The 23,308-nt window shown below is 58.6% G+C and carries 14 protein-coding genes, 1 tRNA gene and 2 pseudogenes; all 17 read left to right on the top strand.

Translation table 11 applies throughout. The features are described from left to right. Positions 1-128 precede the first annotated feature (128 nt). The 17 genes and pseudogenes from N438_RS18050 (at position 129) to bcsD (ending at position 23,305) form a co-directional block, all read left to right on the top strand. Positions 129-710 (top strand): autotransporter outer membrane beta-barrel domain-containing protein, encoded by a 582-nt coding sequence (locus N438_RS18050; RefSeq protein WP_162493230.1) that lies wholly within the window; start codon positions 129-131, stop codon positions 708-710. 239 nt (positions 711-949) lie between these two features. Next, on the top strand, positions 950-2,155 hold the full coding sequence (locus N438_RS18040) for an MFS transporter (RefSeq protein ID WP_116696400.1): 1,206 nt from the start codon (positions 950-952) through the stop codon (positions 2,153-2,155). A 242-nt stretch (positions 2,156-2,397) separates the two neighbouring features. Continuing rightward, positions 2,398-4,071: a kdo(2)-lipid A phosphoethanolamine 7''-transferase gene (gene eptB, locus N438_RS18035; RefSeq protein WP_016161940.1), complete on the top strand. Its 1,674-nt coding sequence runs from the start codon at positions 2,398-2,400 to the stop codon at positions 4,069-4,071. 196 nt (positions 4,072-4,267) lie between these two features. Continuing rightward, on the top strand, positions 4,268-5,662 hold the full coding sequence (locus tag N438_RS18030) for an ankyrin repeat domain-containing protein (protein ID WP_023340814.1): 1,395 nt from the start codon (positions 4,268-4,270) through the stop codon (positions 5,660-5,662). 119 nt (positions 5,663-5,781) lie between these two features. Beyond that, positions 5,782-5,858 (top strand) — tRNA-Pro (locus N438_RS18025). 836 nt (positions 5,859-6,694) lie between these two features. Beyond that, positions 6,695-8,302, top strand: coding sequence for a dipeptide ABC transporter periplasmic-binding protein DppA (gene dppA, locus N438_RS18015; RefSeq protein ID WP_012540345.1), 1,608 nt, complete (start codon positions 6,695-6,697; stop codon positions 8,300-8,302). A gap of 134 nt (positions 8,303-8,436) precedes the next feature. Next, positions 8,437-9,456: a dipeptide ABC transporter permease DppB gene (gene dppB / locus N438_RS18010; protein WP_008806900.1), complete on the top strand. Its 1,020-nt coding sequence runs from the start codon at positions 8,437-8,439 to the stop codon at positions 9,454-9,456. A gap of 9 nt (positions 9,457-9,465) precedes the next feature. Then, a complete protein-coding gene (gene dppC / locus N438_RS18005; protein ID WP_116696399.1) occupies positions 9,466-10,368 on the top strand; it encodes a dipeptide ABC transporter permease DppC in 903 nt (300 codons plus the stop codon). 10 nt (positions 10,369-10,378) lie between these two features. Continuing rightward, a complete protein-coding gene (gene dppD / locus N438_RS18000; protein ID WP_012540347.1) occupies positions 10,379-11,362 on the top strand; it encodes a dipeptide ABC transporter ATP-binding protein in 984 nt (327 codons plus the stop codon). After that, positions 11,359-12,372 carry a dipeptide ABC transporter ATP-binding subunit DppF gene (gene dppF, locus N438_RS17995; RefSeq protein WP_012540348.1) on the top strand — a complete coding sequence of 338 codons (1,014 nt, stop codon included), beginning with the start codon at positions 11,359-11,361 and terminating at the stop codon, positions 12,370-12,372. Before dppD ends, dppF begins: the two co-directional genes overlap by 4 nt. A 24-nt stretch (positions 12,373-12,396) precedes the next feature. Further along, positions 12,397-12,570: pseudogene (locus tag N438_RS28280) on the top strand (hypothetical protein); the annotation flags it as partial. Between the two features lie 316 nt (positions 12,571-12,886). Next, complete coding sequence (bcsO, locus tag N438_RS17990) at positions 12,887-13,423, top strand: cellulose biosynthesis protein BcsO (protein WP_016161937.1); 537 nt, start codon at positions 12,887-12,889, stop codon at positions 13,421-13,423. Between the two features lies 1 nt (position 13,424). After that, a pseudogene (locus tag N438_RS17985) lies at positions 13,425-14,217 on the top strand (cellulose synthase operon protein YhjQ/BcsQ). A 19-nt stretch (positions 14,218-14,236) separates the two neighbouring features. After that, the gene (gene bcsA / locus N438_RS17980) at positions 14,237-16,348 is read left to right on the top strand and encodes a UDP-forming cellulose synthase catalytic subunit (protein ID WP_008806906.1); all 2,112 of its coding nucleotides are present in this window, start codon (positions 14,237-14,239) and stop codon (positions 16,346-16,348) included. Continuing rightward, complete coding sequence (gene bcsB / locus N438_RS17975) at positions 16,345-18,777, top strand: cellulose biosynthesis cyclic di-GMP-binding regulatory protein BcsB (RefSeq protein ID WP_116696398.1); 2,433 nt, start codon at positions 16,345-16,347, stop codon at positions 18,775-18,777. The genes bcsA and bcsB overlap by 4 nt, the downstream gene beginning before the upstream one ends. Continuing rightward, positions 18,777-22,829 carry a cellulose biosynthesis protein BcsC gene (locus tag N438_RS17970; RefSeq protein WP_077139466.1) on the top strand — a complete coding sequence of 1,351 codons (4,053 nt, stop codon included), beginning with the start codon at positions 18,777-18,779 and terminating at the stop codon, positions 22,827-22,829. Before bcsB ends, N438_RS17970 begins: the two co-directional genes overlap by 1 nt. Beyond that, positions 22,829-23,305: a cellulose biosynthesis protein BcsD gene (gene bcsD / locus N438_RS17965; RefSeq protein WP_008806909.1), complete on the top strand. Its 477-nt coding sequence runs from the start codon at positions 22,829-22,831 to the stop codon at positions 23,303-23,305. The genes N438_RS17970 and bcsD overlap by 1 nt, the downstream gene beginning before the upstream one ends. Positions 23,306-23,308: the final 3 nt, after the last annotated feature.

The raw sequence follows: 23,308 nt of genomic DNA, 5'->3' as shown, positions 1-23,308 counted from the left end.
GAAATCGTATCCCCAAAAAAAACACAGCAATATTGCCGATTCGGCTCTTTTCTGGAGTCGCATTAATGATAATAAAGAAATGCAATGGCCTCCGGGGCTTCTTGTTCCCGGCGAGCGTATCCGTCTGGATGACGTGTGTCTCTGGAGCGAATGCCTGGCAACAGGAATATATCGCTATCGATACAAAAAGTAATACGCCGGAACGCTATACATGGGATAGCGATCACCAACCACGTTACGAAGATATTCTCGCTGAGCGGATGAAGTCCTCAGAGACGCCTGGCGGGCTGGCATTAAACCAGGCGCTGGCGCCACCGGACAGCAGCCGTGGTCAGAGCGTTGGCTGGAATTATCTGCTGGCAAATGGCATGACCTCCGGGCCGGTGGCCAGCCTGCGCAGTGACGTCACCGCGCCAGTGACGAGAAGCGCTGGCGAGACGGGGTATGTCAACACGCTCGGCTGGCGCATGGATTATCAGTCGCTGTGGGGCGTGCATCCCTGGGCTCAGGTGAGCTATAACCAGTCGCTTACCAGCGATGCCTGGTCGCCGACGACCCGCGCCAGAGAGGGCGGCTGGAGTGATGTCACCCTGGGCGCCGATATGCGGTTGGGATCCCATGTTGCGGCATGGGCGACGCTGTCGCAGGCGGACAATGTCCCATCCGGGGAAAATACGCTCTATCTGATGGGCGTCAGCGCCAACTTTTGACCGATATTGTTACGCGTTTGAAACGACGCGGTTATTGTTAAATCTCAGTAATGGCGCATTTCTGTGAGATAGCGCACACTAACTTTTTTCCTGAAATTCGCGGAATGAATGTTTTGCAATGTCATTCGTTCCGCCATTAATGCATTTCATTCCCTGCTGGTGGCAGTTCATGCCTTTTTCCCCACAGGATGAGGGGCCTTCGCTATTGTGGCGGCAGTTAATTTATCAGGACAACTGCTATGAACGCTGCAAACCGTCAATCGACCCGCTGGCTTACGCTAATCGGCACCATCATCACCCAATTTGCTCTCGGTTCGGTCTATACCTGGAGCCTGTTTAATAGTTCGCTGTCTGACAAACTGGGCGAGCCGGTCAGCCAGGTGGCTTTCTCCTTTGGCCTGCTGAGCCTCGGGCTGGCGCTCTCCTCGTCGGTCGCCGGGAAGTTGCAGGAACGCTTTGGCGTTAAGCGTGTGACCATGGCCTCCGGGATACTGCTCGGTTTGGGCTTCTTCCTGACCGCGCACTCCAACAGCCTGATGATGCTGTGGCTGAGCGCGGGCGTGCTGGTGGGGCTGGCGGACGGCGCCGGCTATCTGCTGACCCTGTCGAACTGCGTGAAGTGGTTCCCGGAGCGTAAAGGGCTGATCTCTGCTTTCTCCATTGGTTCCTATGGGCTCGGCAGCCTGGGGTTCAAATTCATTGATTCCCATCTGCTGGCCACCGTCGGCCTGGAAAAAACCTTCGTCATCTGGGGCGCTATCGTGCTGGTGATGATCGTCTTTGGCGCGACCCTGATGAAAGATGCGCCGAATCATACGGCGACCACCGCGGCCAACGGCGTCGTGGAAAATGACTTTACTCTCGCCGAATCGATGCGCAAACCGCAGTACTGGATGCTGGCGGTGATGTTCCTGACGGCCTGCATGAGCGGACTGTACGTGATTGGCGTGGCGAAAGATATTGCCCAGGGGATGGTCCACCTGGATGTCGCCACGGCGGCAAACGCGGTAACCGTTATCTCGATTGCTAACCTTAGCGGCCGCCTGGTGTTAGGCATCCTGTCCGACAAGATCTCCCGCATTCGTGTGATTACCCTCGGTCAGCTCGTGTCGCTGGTAGGGATGGCCGCGCTGCTGTTCGCCCCGCTGAATGCCATGACTTTCTTCGCCGCCATCGCCTGCGTCGCCTTTAACTTCGGCGGCACCATCACCGTCTTCCCGTCGCTGGTGAGTGAGTTCTTTGGCCTGAACAATCTGGCGAAAAACTACGGCGTGATTTATCTGGGCTTTGGTATCGGCAGCATCTGCGGCTCTCTCATCGCTTCGCTGTTCGGCGGCTTCTACGTGACCTTCTACGTGATCTTCGCCCTGCTGATTCTGTCGCTGGCGCTGTCCACCACCATCCGTCAGCCGAAAGGCAGTGTTTATAGCGAGGCGCACGCCTGAAACCTGCAGCGTGAAACGTGCCCCTGGTTAATCCCCTAAGCAAATAGTGCCAATCCAGCCAAATGTTTTGTAAATGTTTGGCTGGATCACATTCCCTCCTGATACTTTTCCCGTTCCCTGTGGTCTACTTATCGCGCTTTGTAGAGGTTTCTGATAACCAACCCTAACGCACCCTATTAGCCTACTGACTCGTGCCACAGCGTCAGGCGGTGTTTTATTCTTCTTTTTCCAGGTTTGCTTGCATGAAATATATTAGAACGATGACACAGCAGAAGCTTAGTTTTTGGCTGGCGCTGTACATCGGCTGGTTTATGAACATCGCCGTTTTTTTCCGGCGTTTCGATGGTTATGCTCAAGAGTTCACTTTCTGGAAAGGGCTTTCCGGTGTCGTTGAACTGGTCGCCACGGTCTTTGTCACCTTCTTCCTGTTACGTCTGCTGTCACTGTTTGGTCGCCGCATCTGGCGCATTCTGGCGACGCTGATTGTCCTGTTTTCCGCCGCCGCCAGTTACTACATGACGTTCCTCAATGTGGTGATTGGCTACGGAATTATCGCTTCGGTGATGACCACCGATATCGACCTGTCGAAAGAGGTCATTGGCTGGCACCTGATCCTCTGGCTGGTGGTGGTGAGCGCGCCGCCGCTGCTGTTCATCTGGAGCAACCGCTGCCGCCATACGCTGCTGCGCCAACTGCGCACCCCGGGTCAGCGGGTTAAAAACGTATTGATCGTCGTGCTGGCCGGACTCATTGTCTGGGGTCCCATCCGTCTGCTTGAGCTGCGTCAGCATGATGTGGAGCGCCATTCGGAAGTGGATATGCCGAGCTATGGCGGGGTGATCGCCAACTCCTATCTGCCATCTAACTGGCTGTCGGCGCTGGGGCTGTACGCCTGGGCGCAGGTGGATGAATCCTCGGATAATAAATCGCTGATTAACCCGGCGAAGAAGTTTACCTACGTCGCGCCGGAAGGCCTGGATGACACCTACGTGGTGTTTATCATTGGCGAAACGACCCGCTGGGACCATATGGGCATCCTTGGCTATAGCCGCAATACCACGCCAGAGCTGGAGAAAGAGAAGAATCTGGTCGCTTTCCGCGGCTACTCCTGCGATACCGCCACCAAGCTGTCGTTACGCTGTATGTTTGTGCGTCAGGGCGGGGCGGAGGATAACCCGCAGCGAACGCTCAAAGAGCAGAACGTCTTTGCCGTGCTTCATCAGTTGGGCTTCAACGGCAATCTCTATGCCATGCAGAGCGAGATGTGGTTCTACAGCAACACGATGGCCAACAATATCGCCTACCGCGAGCAAATTGGCGCCGAGCCGCGCAACCGCGGTAAGAGCGTTGACGATATGCTGCTGGTGGAGGAGATGAAACGCGGTATGGCGCAGGGCAACGCCTCCGGTAAGCATCTGATCATTCTCCACACCAAAGGCTCCCACTTTAACTACACCCAACGCTACCCGCGCAGCTTCGCCCAGTGGAAGCCGGAGTGCGTCGGCGTCGACAACAAGTGCTCGAAAGCGGAGCTGATTAACTCCTACGATAACAGCGTGACCTACGTCGATCACTTTATCGTCAGCGTCCTCGACCAGCTGCGGGATAAGAAAGCGATTGTGTTCTATGCCGCCGATCATGGGGAGTCGATTAATGAACGCGAACACCTGCACGGAACGCCGCGCAAGATGGCGCCGCCGGAGCAGTTCCGCGTGCCGATGATGGTGTGGATGTCGGATAAATACCTGGAGAACCCCGATCATGCCGCCGCGTTTGCCCATCTGCAGCAGCAGGCTGCGATGAAGGTGCCGCGCCGTCACGTCGAGCTGTATGACACCATTATGGGCTGTCTCGGCTATACCTCGCCGGATGGCGGGATCAATGAGAATAACAACTGGTGCCGGTGGAAAAAGTAAGGCTCGGGGTTTATTTTCAGATTCTCGGGTCTGTTCTCCCTTCCTGAGCCCAGGATAAGCTAATCCCTCGCCGGCAGACGCCGCGCGAGGGATTTTTTTCGCACAGTGGATGTGTCTGGCAGGTTGCCTCTTCTTCTTTGATTACCCTCCAGTTTTCTCGCTCCCCCTGTGCACGAACTTTTCATGGAGAGAAAGGATGAAGGTGATAAAGGGGTTGGCCTTACTGTGCCTGTTGATGCTCGCGGGCTGCCAGTCTGAGGAAGAGACCAGCCAGTTCCTGCTGGCCTGTAAATACGATGCGCCAGCGACGATCGAAGCCATGCTGAATAATGGCATCGATGTGGATGGTCAGGATAAAACCGGCTTAAGTGGCCTGATGGTCGCTGCCGCGGAAAATCGTCGTGATGTGGTAGCGTTACTGCTTAAGCGTCAGGCGAAGCCGAATCTCCAGACGCGCCAGGGCGTCACGGCGCTGATGCTGGCGGCGGCGCGCGGCAGCGATGCCGCGATTATCGGCGATCTTCTCCAGGCCGGCGCGTCGGTAAATCAGACCAGCGTCGAGAAGAGTACGGCATTGATGTCCGCCATTGCCGACGGCGGGGACGTCAGAAACGACTATCAGCATATTCTGGCGATGAAAAAGCCCGATGCGCCTGTCGAGAAGGAGAGCGCGCTGGATAAAATTGTCGGCGCAACGGCGGCGAAATCGCTGGCGACGGGTAACCGTGCGCTGATGACCGAAGACATGGCGTTACAACTGGCGCCCGGCGCGTTTAAGAAGAACGTCGACGAGATCGTGGCGCTGCTGATCAGGCACGGAGCGGACGTGAAGGCCGTCAATGCGTCAGGGGAATCGGCCTTTTTCCTCGCGGTCGATCACGCGCGTTCGGCGGAAACCATCACGACGCTGGCCAACGCCGGGGCGGACACCAGCCTGGCGGATAAATCCGGCACCACCCCGCTGATGCTGGCGGCGGCGGGGGATGATCCCAATCTGGTGCTGGCGCTGTCGGCCTCCGGTGTGGAGGTGGATAAGCCGAACCGTGAAGGACTCACGGCGCTGCAGGTGGCGGCGGGTCAGGGGTCGCCTGCGGTGATCGCGGCGCTGGTGCAGCGCGGCGCAAAGGTGGACCAGCTCTCCGCCAACGACCTTAGCCCGCTGATGCTGGCGGTCAAAATGAATAATAAAGCCAATGTCGAGGCGCTGCTTGAGGCTGGCGCCAGCGTCAACCTCAGCAATAAGGCCGGCTATACGGCGATCGGCTACAGCCGGGCCGGCGAGGTTCGCCAGCTGCTGCTGGCGCAGCATGCCGAGCTGAAGGGGCAGGCCGCGCATATGGCGCAAAGCGAACTGCAGTTTTGTGCTAATGCCTTTGCCGACAAGCTGGCATACAGCGACATCGCCCGCGCGGTGAATAACGATACCCGCCCGGATATTATGCGTCATCAGCAATCCTGCCCGGAGCTGGGGGAACTGACGATGCTGCTGGGGGAATTTAAATTCAACCCGGCGGGCTCGACCTATCTCGGTGAGCCGGTGACCTGTAAGGTATCCGAGTATCGCAAAGCGTTTGAGGTGACCTGCCGCTGAAAACGATAACCAACCGGCGATTCGCTGCTCAGGCTGCTGAGTTTCTCGCCGGTTGAGCGATTTTTTGAAAATAAGGCATTGACGGGTAGGCATCCCAGCAGTAAGATGCGCCCCGCATTCGGTGATTGGCGCAGCCTGGTAGCGCACTTCGTTCGGGACGAAGGGGTCGGAGGTTCGAATCCTCTATCACCGACCAAATTCGAAAAGCCTGCTCAATGAGCAGGCTTTTTTGCATCTGAGGCCTGTGAGGATGAGAACCTCCGGGGGCAGAGTTCGACTTGTGTTCCGTAGGCCCGCGCAAGCGCAGCGCCGCCGGGCATCATCAGTGCGCCACTGGCCAAAATTACCACCAAAATCACAATAAACGACTTTACCCACGTTTCCAGCCAGCTATTCGCTATTTTGTGACATCTTCCATTGCATTTTTTTATCGATGAACAGATCTTTTTTCGCGAAGCTTATGGCTAAATGTAGCATTTTCCGCTGTGCGCTTTAACGTTCGCGCTATTAATCGCTCACATATTGGTCACACGGCAAGAAATTTTTCTCATTTGTTGGAATTGTTTCCCTCTGCGTGTTGCAAATTATTAAGGCCATTATTCTGCTTATTGACCCGTAGCATAAATTTCTCTGCTGAAAATAGCGCCTTGAAGTTTTTTTAATCTTTGCCTGCCGTTTCTCACGCTGGATGTAAAACCCGGCTGGCTGTATTGACGTTTCCCCATTCTGTTGACAGATTGTAGGGCATGAGGGGCATTTCATGGAGAATCCGTACTGCAACTCAGTCGTTTTTGCGAAAGGAATCCCCATCTCTCTCTACGCCTTCGGGCACCACCGACTGGACCGGGTATATTCTAAATAGTTCGAGCTGCGGAAAGGCGGCAAGTGTACGAGCTCCCCTGAGCATAGATAACGATGTGACTGGGATGATCGAGCGCAGCCAACGCATCCATTGTTTGAAATAGGACGAATAAAAATAAATAAAGGTCCGGCGGATATATGCAAACAACATCACAGTTTTGGAGCAGAATAATGAGTATTTCCTTGAAGAAATCAGGGATGCTGAAGCTTGGTCTGAGCCTGGTCGCCATGACCGTTGCCGCCAGCGTGCAAGCGAAAACCCTGGTTTATTGTTCTGAAGGCTCGCCGGAAGGCTTTAACCCACAGCTCTTCACCTCTGGCACCACCTATGACGCCAGTTCCGTACCGATCTATAACCGCCTGGTCGAATTTAAAACCGGTACCACGGAAGTTATTCCAGGGCTTGCTGAGAAATGGGAAGTCAGTCCTGATGGCAAAACCTATACTTTCCATCTGCGCCAGGGCGTGAAGTGGCAAGATAATAAAGACTTCAAACCCACCCGTGACCTGAACGCCGATGACATCGTGTTCTCCTTCGATCGCCAGAAGAATACCAATAACCCGTACCATAAAGTTTCTGGCGGCAGCTATGAATACTTTGAAGGGATGGGGTTACCGGACCTGATTAGCGAAGTGAAGAAAGTGGACGATAAAACCGTCCAGTTCGTCCTGACTCGCCCGGAAGCGCCGTTCCTCGCTGACCTGGCCATGGACTTCGCCTCTATCCTGTCGAAAGAGTATGCCGATAACATGCTGAAAGCCGGCACGCCGGAAAAAGTGGACCTCAATCCTATCGGTACCGGCCCATTCCAGCTGCTGCAGTACCAGAAAGATTCCCGCATTCTGTATAAAGCCTTCCCGGGCTACTGGGGTACCAAGCCGAAGATCGATCGTCTGGTCTTCTCCATCACCCCGGACGCTTCCGTGCGCTATGCCAAGCTGCAGAAAAATGAGTGCCAGGTGATGCCGTACCCGAACCCGGCGGATATCGCGCGCATGAAGGAAGATAAGAACATTACCCTGCTGGAACAGCCGGGCCTGAACGTCGGTTATCTCTCCTTCAACACCGAGAAGAAACCGCTGGACGACGTCAAAGTTCGTCAGGCGCTGACCTACGCGGTGAACAAAGAAGCGATCATCAAAGCCGTTTACCAGGGCGCAGGCCAGGCGGCGAAGAACCTGATCCCGCCGACCATGTGGGGCTATAACGACGACGTTAAGGACTACACCTACGATCCGGAGAAGGCGAAACAGCTGCTGAAAGAAGCGGGCCTGGAAAAAGGCTTCACCATCGACCTGTGGGCAATGCCAGTACAGCGTCCGTACAACCCGAATGCCCGCCGTATGGCTGAAATGATCCAGGCCGACTGGGCGAAAGTCGGGGTCCAGGCCAAGATTGTTACCTATGAGTGGGGTGAATATCTGAAGCGGGCGAAAGCGGGCGAGCACCAGACCGTAATGATGGGCTGGACCGGCGACAACGGGGATCCGGATAACTTCTTCGCGACCCTGTTCAGCTGCGCCGCAGCGAAAGACGGCTCCAACTACTCGCGCTGGTGCTATAAGCCGTTTGAAGATTTGATTCAGCCGGCCCGCGCTACCGACGACCACAACAAGCGTATTGAACTGTACAAACAGGCTCAGGTAGTGATGCATGACCAGGCTCCAGCGCTGATCATCGCCCACTCCACCGTCTATGAGCCGGTGCGTAAAGAAGTCAAAGGCTATGTGGTGGATCCGCTGGGCAAACACCACTTCGATAACGTCTCCGTCGAATAATAAGCACGATGCCTGACCTCCTCTCCCCTTGCGGGAGAGGTAGGGGGCGTATTCCCGCTATTCCGGGGAATGCTTTTGTGAGCAATACAGACGCCCTGTCGCCAGGCGGGGCGTCACTAGAGAGAATCCGGGTTATGTTGCAGTTTATTCTCCGACGTCTGGGACTCGTCATCCCGACATTTATCGGTATCACCCTTCTCACCTTTGCCTTCGTCCATATGATCCCCGGCGATCCGGTGATGATTATGGCAGGTGAACGTGGTATTTCCCCCGAGCGTCACGCGCAGCTGCTGGCCGAAATGGGCCTTGATAAGCCGCTGTGGCAGCAATATGCCCATTACATTTGGGGCGTACTGCACGGTGATTTAGGCATCTCGCTGAAAAGCCGCATTCCTGTGTGGCAAGAGTTTGTCCCGCGCTTTAAAGCCACCCTTGAGCTGGGCGTTTGCGCGATGATTTTCGCTGTCGCCGTCGGTATTCCGGTGGGCGTGCTGGCTGCGGTAAAACGCGGATCCATCTTTGACCACACCGCCGTGGGTCTGGCGCTGACCGGCTACTCCATGCCTATCTTCTGGTGGGGCATGATGCTGATTATGCTGGTTTCGGTGCAGCTGAACCTGACGCCGGTCTCCGGGCGTATCAGCGATACGGTGTTCCTTGACGATACCCTGCCGCTGACCGGCTTCATGCTGATCGACACCGCCATCTGGGGCGAGCAGGGCGACTTTATTGACGCCTTAATGCATATGATCCTGCCGGCTATCGTGCTGGGCACCATCCCGCTGGCGGTGATTGTGCGTATGACCCGTTCGTCGATGCTGGAAGTGCTCGGCGAAGACTATATTCGTACCGCGCGCGCCAAAGGGCTGACCCGGATGCGAGTGATTGTGGTCCACGCGCTGCGCAACGCGATGCTGCCAGTGGTTACGGTCATTGGCCTGCAGGTGGGCACGCTGCTGGCGGGCGCCATCCTGACGGAAACCATTTTCTCATGGCCTGGTTTAGGCCGCTGGCTGATCGACGCGCTGCAGCGTCGTGATTACCCGGTGGTGCAGGGCGGGGTGCTGCTGGTGGCGACGATGATTATCCTCGTCAACCTGCTGGTCGACCTGCTGTATGGCGTGGTGAACCCGCGTATCCGGCATAAGAAGTAAGGGGCCATCATGTCACAAGTTACTGAGAATAAAGCGATTGCTGCACCGGTGCCAATGACCCCGCTGCAGGAGTTCTGGCACTATTTCAAACGCAACAAAGGCGCGGTCGTCGGTCTGGTGTACGTGGCGGTGATGATTATCATCGCGGTGTTCGCCAACTTCCTCGCCCCGTATAACCCGGCGGATCAGTTCCGTGATTCGCTGCTGGCGCCGCCGTTCTGGCAGGATGGCGGCAGCCTGGCGCATCTGCTCGGCACCGACGACGTGGGCCGCGATATTCTGTCGCGTCTGATGTACGGCGCCCGCCTGTCGCTGCTGGTGGGCTGCCTGGTGGTGGTCCTGTCGCTGATCCTTGGCGTGGTGCTCGGTCTGGTGGCGGGCTATTTCGGCGGGGCGGTGGATTCCATCATCATGCGCGTCGTCGATATTATGCTGGCGCTGCCGAGCCTGCTGCTGGCGCTGGTGCTGGTGGCTATCTTCGGGCCATCTATCGTCAACGCGTCGCTGGCGCTAACCTTCGTGGCGCTCCCGCACTATGTGCGTCTGACGCGCGCCGCGGTGCTGGTGGAGGTCAACCGCGACTACGTGACCGCTTCCCGCGTAGCGGGCGCCGGCGCGATGCGCCAGATGTTCGTCAATATTCTTCCCAACTGTCTCGCGCCGCTGATCGTTCAGGCGTCGCTGGGCTTTTCTAACGCCATTCTCGACATGGCAGCGCTGGGGTTCCTCGGCATGGGCGCGCAGCCGCCGACGCCTGAGTGGGGCACCATGCTCTCCGACGTATTGCAGTTCGCGCAAAGCGCCTGGTGGGTGGTGACCTTCCCGGGCGTGGCGATCCTGCTGACGGTGCTGGCATTTAACCTGATGGGTGACGGTCTGCGTGACGCGCTCGATCCCAAACTGAAGCAGTAAGAGGTTCGAGATGGCGTTATTAAATGTAGATAAATTATCGGTGCATTTCGGCGATGAGAACGCGCCGTTCCGCGCCGTAGACCGCATCAGCTATAGCGTGAATCAGGGTGAAGTGGTCGGTATTGTGGGGGAGTCCGGTTCCGGTAAATCCGTCAGTTCGCTGGCGATTATGGGCCTGATTGACTATCCCGGCCGGGTGATGGCGGACAAACTGGAGTTCAATGGCCGCGACCTGCAGCGCATCTCTGAAAAAGAGCGGCGTCAGCTGGTGGGGGCGGAAGTGGCGATGATCTTCCAGGATCCGATGACCAGCCTCAATCCGTGCTATACCGTCGGCTACCAGATTATGGAAGCGATCAAAGTTCATCAGGGCGGCAATAAGCAAACTCGCCGTCAGCGGGCCATCGACCTGCTGAACCTGGTGGGCATTCCCGATCCGGCGTCGCGGCTCGACGTTTACCCGCACCAGCTTTCCGGCGGGATGAGTCAGCGCGTGATGATCGCGATGGCGATTGCCTGTCGGCCAAAACTGCTGATTGCCGATGAACCGACCACCGCGCTGGACGTGACTATTCAGGCGCAGATCATCGAGCTGCTGCTGGAGTTGCAGCAGCAAGAGAATATGGCGCTGGTGCTGATCACCCACGACCTGGCGCTGGTGGCCGAGGCGGCGCATAAAATTATCGTCATGTATGCGGGTCAGGTGGTGGAGACCGGTGATGCGAAGGATATCTTCCGCGCGCCGCGTCATCCGTACACCCAGGCGCTGCTGCGCGCGCTGCCGGAGTTCGCCCAGGATAAGGCGCGTCTGGCGTCGCTGCCGGGCGTGGTGCCGGGGAAATATGACCGTCCTGTCGGCTGTCTGCTGAACCCGCGCTGCCCCTATGCCACGGATAAATGCCGGAGCGAAGAGCCCGCGCTCGCGGATCTTACCGGCGGCCGTCAGTCTAAATGTCACTACCCACTCGATGATGCCGGGAGGCCTGGATTATGAGTACGCAAAAGGCCGCCGCGCAACAACCGCTGTTGCAGGCCATTGATCTGAAAAAACACTACCCGGTGAAGAAGGGAATATTCGCCCCGGAACGACTGGTGAAAGCACTGGACGGCGTCTCCTTTACCCTTGAGCGTGGTAAAACGCTGGCGGTGGTGGGGGAGTCGGGCTGCGGCAAATCGACCCTCGGTCGTCTGCTGACAATGATTGAGATCCCCACCGGCGGTGAGCTGTATTATCAGGGGCAGGATCTGCTTAAGCACGACCCGCAGGCGCAGAAGCTGCGGCGGCAGAAAATCCAGATTGTGTTCCAGAACCCGTATGGTTCGCTAAACCCGCGTAAAAAAGTGGGGCAGATTCTGGAAGAGCCGCTGTTGATTAACAGCAGCCTGAGTAAAGAGCAGCGCCGTGAAAAAGCGCTGGCGATGATGGCGAAGGTCGGCCTGAAAACCGAGCATTACGATCGCTACCCGCATATGTTTTCCGGCGGTCAGCGCCAGCGTATCGCTATTGCCCGCGGGCTGATGCTGGATCCGGACGTGGTGATTGCCGATGAGCCGGTTTCCGCGCTGGACGTTTCGGTACGTGCCCAGGTGCTGAACCTGATGATGGATCTGCAGCAGGATTTAGGGCTGTCCTACGTGTTTATCTCCCACGACCTGTCGGTCGTCGAGCACATCGCTGATGAAGTGATGGTGATGTATCTCGGCCGCTGCGTGGAGAAGGGCACCAAGGACCAGATCTTCAACAATCCGCGTCATCCGTACACCCAGGCGCTGTTGTCGGCGACGCCGCGTCTGAATCCGGACGATCGGCGCGAGCGGATCAAGCTGACCGGCGAACTGCCGAGCCCGCTGAACCCACCGCCGGGCTGCGCCTTTAACGCGCGCTGCCGTCGACGCTTTGGTCCCTGCACCCAGCTTCAGCCGCAGCTTAAGGATTACGGCGGCCAGCTGGTAGCCTGCTTTGCCGTCGATCAGGATGAGAATCCGCAAAAACCCCACGCCTGATGGCACACTCCCGGTCCCAGGACCGGGAGTTTCTCTTCCGCCGGAGAGGAAACCTGGCAACACCGTTTATTACCGCAGTTTCTGCCATACTCTCGGAGCATTCTTCGTCGATTATCCGAAAAAATAAGCCTTTCAGTCCATTTTTATAGAATTAAAGAGAAATTAAAATGGTTCAGGTTTATTCTTTCGCTCAACTGACGCTATGATTTCATCATGGCGTAATACTTTTATATAAAAACGACTGGGAAGCGCGATGGTTGCGGGGGTTAAGGATGTACGCATACCTAAAAAATGGGGCTATCCTTCTGAAAGGGAAGTGTTAGTGTAGCGATACTTCTGCCGTGGAATCATCCCAAAAATCAAATTCTAAACTATTATAACCCTGTCAATCGTGTGTATTGGTACGTCACCACCGGCGCTTTATCTGCCATACCAGAAGCGTCACGATATTTTTAATATACCCAGAAAATAACAACAAACTTAATATGAAATTTTTAAAATCATGAGGTTATCAATGAACCATTATGATGATCTGCAGCGCTTTCAAGAAAAAACGCGGACGCAAAACCTCAAATTTCAGGATCTTTCTTCGCAAGCCGCCACGCGGGAACATGGGGATTGGGCGATCCTCAATCAGCTGAATCCCGACGCCGGGAAACCCGCTTCTCTGGCGCTGGGAGGGTCGGTCTCCGCGCCGCTGCCGCAGCCCGTGCCTGCGGATCTCTTCCAGCGTGTCGACCCTGTGGTCGCCGCGCCAGCATCACCTCCGGTTGCGCCAGTCCCCCCAGTTATTGCCGCGATCCCACTGCCGGTCGCAGAACCTGCAATGCCGGAACCTGTCGCTCCGGCGCCGGCGATGACGTCAGAGCCCTTGGCAGCGACGCCAGTACCTGAACCGGTGATGTCCCCGCCGCCGAGGATGGCCCCGCGGCCTGCGCCGGGCGCCGACAACTATGCCCACCTGTTCGCGGCAAAAACCGCGGAGCCGGTGGCGAAAAATAAAGACCAGCCTTTGAAATCTCTTCTGGAAAGGATCGCTACATGCCGTTGATTTGCGTCTGTTCACCGAAAGGTGGCGTGGGGAAAACGACCCTTGCGGCCAATTTAGCTTATTCGCTGGCGCGGACCGGCAGCAAAGTCCTGGCGCTGGATTTTGACGTCCAGAATGCGCTGCGTTTGCATTTTGGCGTGCCGTTGAGCGATGAGCGGGGCTACGTGGCGAAGGCGCTGGAACTGCATGACTGGAGCCAGTGTGTGCTGAGCGCCGGCAGCAATATTTTCGTCCTGCCTTACGGCGAAGTGAGCGAAGCGCAGCGTCAGGCGTTTGATGAGCAACTGACCCACAATGACCATTTTCTCCAGCGCGGTCTGTCGGCGCTGCTCAACTATCCCGGGCTTATCACCATCGCCGATATGCCGCCAGGGCCTTCACCGGCGCTGAAGGCCCTGACGGGGCTGGCGGATCTGCATCTGATCCCGCTGCTGGCGGATACCGCCTCAATGTCGACCCTGGCGCACGTGGAAAAGCAGCGCCTGACCGGCGGGGCGCTGAATCACAAGCACGGGCACTATTTCGTCATAAACCAAAGCGATAGCCGTCGCCAGGTCAGCCGGGACGTCACCAGCCTGATGGAAGAGAAACTGGGCGAGCGACTGCTTGGCGTGATCCATCGTGATGAAAGCGTGGTAGAGGCTAATGCCTCGCAGAAGTCGATCCTGGACTTCAACGCCTCCTCCGCAGCGGCCTTTGATATTGAAATCATGGCTAAAAAAATATCTTCGCTGTTGGGTATCCACATTGGCGATGGCACGGTGCACAGCCAGCCACGCATGTCAGGGCTTTAACTTATTGCAGGGCTGCTGAATGAAAAAATCTCTTTTTTGGTTGCTGGCGCTGGTGCTGTCTCCCGTCGCCGTGCTGGTGGTGATCACGCCGATGGACAGCCAAAAGCAGTATATTTTTGGTCTGCTAAGTATCGGTATTCTCTTTCTGATGGGCTTCAGCAAGCGCCGCAGCGTATCGGTCATTATGGTCGTCACGTCGCTGCTGATGTCCACGCGTTACATGTATTTTCGCCTCACGCAGACCCTGCACTTCAACTCGTCCATTGAAGCCATTCTCGGAATGGGACTCTTTCTGGCGGAGGTCTATATCTGGGTGATGCTGCTGCTTAACTACCTGCAGACGGTCTGGCCGCTGAAGCGCGGCATTGTTCCACTGCCGGATGATATGAGCAAGTGGCCGACGGTCGATATCTATATTCCGAGCTATAACGAACCGTTAGAGGTGGTGCGCGATACCGTCCTGGCGGCACAATGCATTGATTATCCAAAAGATAAAATGAAGATCTATCTTCTGGATGATGGCAAACGCAGTGAGTTTGCCGTGTTCGCCGCCGACGTCGGCGTGGGCTATATCACCCGTAACGACAACAAGCACGCCAAAGCGGGGAACCTTAACCATGCGCTGACCCTGACCCACGGGGAGCTTATCTGCGTTTTCGACTGCGACCACGTCGCCACGCGCGTCTTCCTGCAGGCCACCGTCGGCGGTTTCCTGAAAGATCCGATGCTGGCTCTGGTGCAGACGCCGCACTATTTCTATTCCCCGGACCCGTTTGAACGTAACCTCTCCGTCGGGCGCAACATCCCGAACGAAGGGATGTTGTTCTATGGCCCGATTCAGCAGGGGAACGACAACTGGAACGCCACCTTTTTCTGCGGCTCCTGCGCGGTGATCCGCCGCGAGGCGCTGGCGCAGATCGGCGGTTTCGCTGTCGAAACGGTGACCGAAGATGCCCATACGGCGCTGAAGTTTCAGCGTCTGGGATGGAAGTCGGCCTTTCTCGATATTCCGCTGGCGGCTGGTCTCGCCACCGAACGTCTGGTGGTGCACGTCATCCAGCGAACCCGCTGGGCGCGCGGGATGACGCAGATCTTTCGCGTCGATAATCCCCTGTTTGGTCGCGGCCTGACCTTCCAGCAGCGCTTGTGCTACCTGAGCGCCATGCTCTACTACCAGTTCGCGCTCCCGAGGGTGGTGTTTGTCACCGCCCCGCTGGCTTATCTGCTGTTTAACCTCAATATTATTTACTCTTCAGCGAGCCTGATTGTCTCCTATGCCCTGCCGCATCTGTTCCTCGCTATTTACGTTGGTTCGCGAATGAACGGCCGCTATCGCTACAGCTTCTGGGGGGAGATCTACGATATTGTGCTGGCCTTCCACCTGGTGCTGCCGACACTGGTGACGATGATTTTCCCCAAACGCGGCAAATTCAACGTTACCGATAAGGGTGGGCTGCTTGACGTCGGTTACTTCGATTTCACCGTGGTGCGGCCGCACCTGGTGGTGGCCTGCCTGCTGGCCCTGGGGGTGGTGGTCGGCATCGTCCGGGCGATTGGCCATGACTACTTTGGCTCGGATCCCAACGTTATCGCCCTCAACGTCGGGTGGGGGATCTACAGTCTGATCTTCCTGCTGGCGGCGATTGCCGTAGCGCGCGAAACGCGGCAGGTGCGAAAAACCATTCGTATCGATGTCGACATTCCGGTGGTGATCCATTACGCCAGCGGTATCGTTTCCCGCAGCCATACCGCGGACCTGTCGATGGGCGGCTGCCGCGTGGCCGCGCCGGATATGCGCCATCTGGAGGATGATATCGAAGAGATTGAGCTGATCCTGCAGTCCGGGGCTATCTCCATCCCGGCTCAGCTGGTCACCTCGGATGAGCGCTTCCTGCGCCTCAAGTTTGATGAAGATATTCCTCTCTCACGCCGCCGTGAACTGGTGCGGGTGGTGCTGGCCCGCGCGGATGCCTGGATTAATCCGCCGCGCCCGCAGGATAACCCGTTCCGCTCCTTCTTCACCATTTTGCGCTGCGTGTTCGAACTGTTCTGGTTGACGTGGAAAACCCGTCGCAGCCAGCGCAGCCGGACGGCTGTGGCGAAAACGGCGCAGGAGGATGGGACGTTATGAAGCGATTAACGACGCTGGCGCTGCTGGCAGGGATGTTCTCTGCGCCTGCGCTGCACAGTGAAGAGCCGGCTACTGGCGCTTCAGCCCCGCTGAGTTTTCCGCAGCTCAACGGCGCGGCGGACAATGAGCCCGGTGACGAACCTCCGGCGGCCGCTCCGGAAGAGGCCACGCCAGCGGTAGCGCCCGCCCCCGCAGGCGATGCGGCGTTGACAACGCCTGTGCCTGAGATGCCCGCAGTAACCCCGCCGGTGAGCGACACGGTTGCGCCCGATGTCATCCCCGTCGCCCCGGTTTGGGGAGGCGATCTGAATCTGGCGCAAATGGGGATGCCGGATGGCATTATCCTCAGCGGCGGCCAGCGGCAGGGGGGCGTTAGCTTTACGCTGCCTTCCGACCAGGTGGTGATCCATTCCCAGCTCAGCCTTGCCGTCCGCGTATCGCCGGAAATGGCGAGCCGCAACGCCACCCTGCAGCTGATGCTCAACGGTCAGCCCCTCGGCACTCTGCCGCTGGGTGCCGATGGCGAGGATGTCTCCCATTATCAGTTGGATATTCCGCCCGCGCTGATGGTCTCCAGCAATAACCTGAGCGTGAAGATCAACGATGGCGATATCCTGCAGTGCCAGCGTGACATCCATGATTCGTCGCGGGTGACGGTGCTGCCCACGTCGCATTTCAGCTGGGAAAGCCAGCAACTGAACATCAGCGACGACCTGAGCCACTTCCCACGCCCCTTCTTTGACAGTATGCAGATGACCCCGGCGGACATCGCGGTCGCCTATGGGGCGAAGCCGTCGGCTGACGTCTTCAGCGCCGCGGCGCTGGTCTCTTCATGGCTGGGTATCCAGGCGGACTATCGTGGCATCGCCTTCAGCGCCCTGCGCGATCGCCTGCCGGAACGCCATGGTATTGTGATTGGCCATCCGGGCGAGCAGGTGGGCGGCATGACGCTGCCGGAAACCGATAAACCGCTGCTGCGCATCATCGCCAACCCCGCCAATCCGGCCTACAAACTGCTGCTGATTGTCGGTAAAAACGATACCGCGCTGCGCATGGCCGCCTGGCGGTTGACCCGCGGCAACTTCGCCCCGCAAACCGCGACGCTGGATGTCGAATCGCAGACCATCCCGGTTGGTAAAGCGTACGATGCGCCGCGCTGGATCCCCACCGATCGTCCGGTCAGGCTCAGCGAACTGTTGCGTAAGGATCAAAGCCCGACCGTCAGCGGTGTCTGGCATGAGCCTTTACGTATCGCCTTTCGCGCCGCGCCCGACCTCTATCTCTGGGATGGCGAGACGATCCCGCTGCAGGTTGGCTACCGCTTCCCGTCGGAAAGCTGGATTAATGAGGACAAGTCCCTGCTGAGCGTCACGCTCAACGGCACTTTCCTCAATAACCTGGCGATGAACAAGCAGGGGCCGCTGGAGAAAGTCTGGCGCCACCTCGGGGGCGATGCGCGCCAGGAGCGCTTTACCATCCCGCTGGCACCTTACCTGATCTACGGCGATAACCAGCTGTCGATGTACTTCAATGTGGTGCCGAAGGACGATGTTCCGTGCTCGGTACTGCTGAATAACAATATCAAGAGCCGGATCACTGACGATTCCTGGATTGATTTGAGCAAAACGCGACACTTCTCGCTGCTGCCAAACCTCTCCTATTTCGTTGGCGCCTCATTCCCTTTCTCGCGACTGGCGGACTATTCGCAAACGACGCTCATGCTGCCGGCGGACCCGTCTGAGACCCAGGTGGCCACCCTGCTGAATCTGGCGGCGCGCTCCGGAAATGCGACCGGCACTGCGCTGGCGAATAACCGCGTCGTGCTCGGGATGCCGACCGGCGGCGCGGATCTGCAGTCGCTGCGCGAACGTGACGTGCTGGCAGTCACCGCTCTCGATCAGCAGGCCTTTAACCAGAGCCTGCTGGCTGATTCACCGTATCGTCCGGTGGATAACACACTGAGCGTCCGCGAGCCTGACCTGTGGCAAAAAGTGCAGCGTCGGCTAACCGGCGACTGGACCTCGGCCAGCCTCGATGCCGATCGCTACTTCTCGTCCAGCAGCGCCTGGCGCGGGTTCATCAGCTATCGTTCGCCGTGGAACGCGACTCGCCTGGTGGTGGTGGCGATGGCCAGCAATGATGACCAGCTGGCGCGATTGAAGACCGATCTGGACTCGCCGCGTATCAACGCCGGGATCCGTGGCGATACCGCGGTGATCACCAGTGATAACGGGGTGCGCAGCTTCCAGGTCAGCACGCCGTTCCCCAGCGGTCAGATGCCGTGGTACATGATGGCCGTCTGGTATGCCAGCCAGCATTCCGGTTTCCTGGCGGTGCTGGGGCTGATTGCCACCTCGATAATGGGACTGGCGCTGACCGCGATGTTTAAACGTCATGCCCGTAAGCGTCTGGGTTCGGGGGATAACTAATGAAAAGAAAGATAACAATAACGATGAAAACCTCCCGCCGGCTCACGACGTTCTGCCTCACCGGCGCGTTGACTCTCGGTGCTTCTGGCGGCGCGCTGGCGGCAGGCAACGACGCGGCGCTGCAGGCGCTGTTCGCCCAGGCCAACTACTGGCATGAGAAATCCCATGACGAACTGGCGATGGAGTCCCTGCAGAAGGTGCTTTCGGTCGATGCCAATAACACCCAGGCGCTGTATCTGATGGCGCTCTGGTCGCAGCAGGGTGGCGATATGCAGGCGGCGGCGCAGTGGCGCGCCCGGCTGGCGAAAGCGGCGCCGGACAGCCCGGGGCTGCAGGATTTAGACAACGCTAAAAAGATGTCGCAGGTGCCGCAGGGGCAGCTCAGTCTGGCCCGCCAGCAGGCGCGCGGCGGCAATATTCCCGGGGCGCTGGCGACCTGGCGCAGCATGTTTAATGGCAATACGCCGCCTGCCGGGCTGGCGGCGGAATATTACCTGACCATGGCCAGCGACAAATCGCTCTATCCGCAGGCCATCAGCGAACTGCGCCAGTACGTGGCCCAGCATCCGCAGGAAAATGCCCCGCGGGTGGCGCTGGGCAAAGCCTTAACCTGGCGGGAAGAGACCCGCCGGGAAGGGATCGCTCTGCTTGAGCCGATGGCCAGCGGCAACAAAGAGGCGGACAGCGGCTTGCGTCAGGCGCTGCTCTGGCTGGGCCCGCAGGCCGGCGATGAGCAGTATTATGATACCTGGATGCAGCGGCATCCGCAGGATAGCGAAGTTCAGAATTACTTTCGCGAACGGCGCAGTGGTCAGGCGCGTGGCCAGGGCTACGCCAATCTGAACAGCGGCAATACCGCCGCCGCGAAGCAGCAATTTGAAGAGGTGCTGCAGACCAACCCGCAGGATGCCGATGCGCTGGCGGGCATGGGTTATATCGCGCAGCGCAGCGGCGACTACCAGGCCGCGTCACAGTATTTGAGCCGGGCGGCGGATCTCGGCGGCGACGCCTCGGCGACCCGTCGTCAGCAGGCGGCCGATGCGCTGTTCTACGGCCAGCTGGCGCAGGCTCAGCAGGCTTATAAGCAGGGCAATATTAGCCAGGCGCTGGCGCTCTCCGCGCCGCTGGCGCAGCAGAGCGGGGCGCGGGGCGCCTCGGCGAAGCTGTTCCGCGCCGATGTGCTGCGGCATAACAAAGATTTGCCCCAGGCGGAGCAAACGCTACGTTCGCTGTTAAGCGACGATCCGCAGAACGCGGCGGGGCGGGAAAACCTCTATTACGTGCTGCGCGAGCAGAATAAATCCGCCGAGGCGCAGGCGATGCTGCAGACGCTCCCGCAGAGCCTGCAGCAAAAACTGCAGCCGCGGGTGGTGGCCGGTATGCCGGGCGATGCCGTGCGCCGCCAGGCCCAGGCGCAGGTCAGCAGCGGTAACCCAGGCGGCGCGATTGCCACTCTGCGCGAAGGCGTCGCCCGCTATCCGGACGATCCCTGGCTGCGCCTTGATCTGGCCCGGCTGTTGCAAAAATCGGGTAACGGCAGCGAGGCCTCTTCGCTGATGTCGGCGGCCTATCGCCCCGGCGCCAGCAACAATGCGCTGTATGCCGCCGCCCTGTTTGCCAGCGAAAACGGCGCCTGGCAGCAGGCGCAGACGCTGCTGGCGCGCATTCCCGGCGGCAGCCAGACCAGCGACATGCGCGATTTACGCCAGCGGGTGAACTACAACCTGCAGCTGGCGACCGCCGAAAACTATCTGGCGCAGGGCAACCGCACTGCCGCCAGCAATACCCTGCGGGCGATGGCCTCCACGCCGCCGAAAGCCCCGGCGGACGCCGGCAAGCTGGCGCGGCTGCTGGCCGAGAGCGGCGATCTGACTACCGCGGTCTCGCTGGTGCGCAACAATATCAGCAGCGGGGTGTCCGGCAACGCCGGTGATTACGCCGATCAGATTGCGGTGCTGAATCAGGCCGGGCTGACCGGCGAGGCGCAGAACCTGCTCAGCAATCCGCAGCTGCAGGCCAGCAGTACGCCGACGCAGCTGGCGAGTATTCGCAATGGCTATGTGATCAACGAAGCCGATCGCCTGCGCGAGCAGGGCAATTACGCTGCGGCGTATGACAAGCTGATCCGCGCCATGCAGAGCGATCCGCAGAATACCGATCTGATGTTCGCGATGGCGCGGTTGTACCAGAGCGGCAAAATGAACAAAGAGGCCGGGGTGGTCTATGACTACCTGATGACGCGCGATACGCCGAACCAGGACGCGCGCGCCGGGGCCATCGACGTGGCGCTGTCGGCGGGGAACAACGATCGTGCCGAACAGCTGGCCGGCGGTTTGCGCCAGGATAACTCCCCGGATCGCTTACTGCTGCTGGCGAGAGTCGCAGAGGCGCAGGGCCATCATCAGCAGGCGATGACCTACCTGCGTAGCGCCCGCGGCAAACTGCTGGGTATGCAAAGCACCAACAGCAGCGAAACGCCAACCGTCGGCGGGGTGCTGGCGGCAGACAACCCCTTTATCGGCGTGTCGCAAACGTCGGCGCCGACGCGGACCGCTTCCACCTACGGACAGTATATGCCGTGGCAGGTCGCCCAGTCGGCCGCCGCGCCCGGTTCCACGCTGCCGGGGATCCAGCGCCCCGATCTGCCAGTGGACACCGCCGAGACGCGGATGCTGCGCCAGGTTGACACCATGATGGAGTCTCTGCAGGAGAAAACCGGCAGCTGGCTGCAGGGCGGTATGGACGTGCGCGGGCGCGACGGCGAATCGGGTACCAGCAAGCTGACGGAGCTCCGGACGCCGCTGACCTGGTCTTCTTCGCCATTTGGCGATTCGCGCTTTGATTTTACCGTCACCCCGGTGTCGTTGAACGCCGGAACCGCCAGCGGCGACGCCTGGCGTCGCTACGGCGCCAACCCGCTGGCTAACGCGGTCTCCAATATGGTGAGTACCGCCACCAGCGAGCAGGCGGCGATCGCCTCGATGACCGAGGCGGAGCGGACGGCCTATTTTGCCAGCAATCCGGGGGCCGAAGCCTTAAGCGGCCTGGGCACCCTGAATGCGGCAGATTTCAATCCGACCACCAGCAGCGGGATGGAAAATCTGGCGAAGCTCGGGAGCTATGATTCGGGACAGGTCGCCAGCTATCTGGCCTCTTCCAGCCGTAAGCCGAACGTTGACCAGACCAGCGGCTCAACCGATTCGCAGAAGGCTAACGGCGTCGAGCTGGCGCTGGCGTTAAGCGGTGACGATTATCGCGTCGATATTGGCAGCACGCCGCTGGGCCAGGATCTCAATACCGTTGTCGGCGGGGTGAAATGGTCGCCTAAGCTGAGCAACTACCTGTCGCTGATCCTGACCGGCGAACGCCGCTCACTGACCGACAGCCTGCTTTCTTACGTTGGTCTGAAAGACGCCTATTCCGGTAAAACCTGGGGGCAGGTGACGAAAAACGGCGGCACCCTGCAGCTGAGCTATGACGACGGCGACGCGGGCTTCTATGTCGGCGGTGGCGGATACAGCTACCTGGGGCAGAACGTCGCCAGCAACACCAGCATTAACGCCAATGCCGGGGTCTATCTGCGGCCCTATCATGACGAATATCGCCAGTTACAGACCGGGTTGAGCATGAGCTATATGGATTATTCCAAGAACCTCAGCTACTTCACCTATGGTCAGGGGGGCTACTTTAGCCCGCAAAACTATGTCAGCGTGTCGCTGCCGGTCAGTCTGACGGAGAAATATGATAACTGGACCATGAAGCTTGGCGGCTCGGTGGGCTACCAGTCTTACAGTCAGGATAAGAGCGCCTATTTCCCGACCAATTCGGAGTGGCAGCAGACCCTGGAGACGGCGGTGAGCAATGGGTTTGCCAAGGAAGCCTACTATTCCGCGACCTCGAAGAGCGGCATCGGCTATACCCTGCGCGCCGGGGCGGACTACAAGGTTAACAAACAGATGACGCTGGGGGGCCAGATTGGCTATGACACCTTCGGGGATTATAACGAAAGCACCGCCGGGCTCTATATCCGCTATATGTTGGGAGATCATTGATGATGACGGAGAACAATAACCCGGTGGTCACGACCTGGTTCCAGCAACAGCAGACGCCTGCCGGATGGTTCGATCTGTTGGTTATTATGGTCGAAGGTATGTTAAATAATGCCGGCGAGCTGGAAAGCCAGCCCTTCCTGCGTCAGATGGGCGCCTCGCTGGCGGAGACCCATCCGCTGCCGGCGTCGGAGACGGTGGGAGAGCTGGAGGCGAATATCAACCGGCTGCTGACCCATTTCCACTGGGGCGTGGTGACGATTGATGTCGGTGAGGATGGCCTGCGCCTGCGCCATCAGGCGTTGCCGGTCAGCCGGGACGACGCGGGACGCGTGCGCTGGTGCAACGCGTTCTGTGCCATACTGGAGGGGTTATATTCTCGCTGGCTGCAGAGTCAGGGAGGCAGTGCTCATGTCGTTTTACAACGTGAGCGGGTGTTCTCTGTCTCTGACGTTCAGTTTCTTTACTACCATCCATAATGA

The organism is Klebsiella sp. GL120222-02 (assembly GCF_003097195.1).
Taxonomy (GTDB): domain Bacteria; phylum Pseudomonadota; class Gammaproteobacteria; order Enterobacterales; family Enterobacteriaceae; genus Klebsiella; species Klebsiella variicola.
Note: the sequence above shows the minus strand (reverse complement) of the source record. Positions and strands in the feature narration are given on the sequence as shown.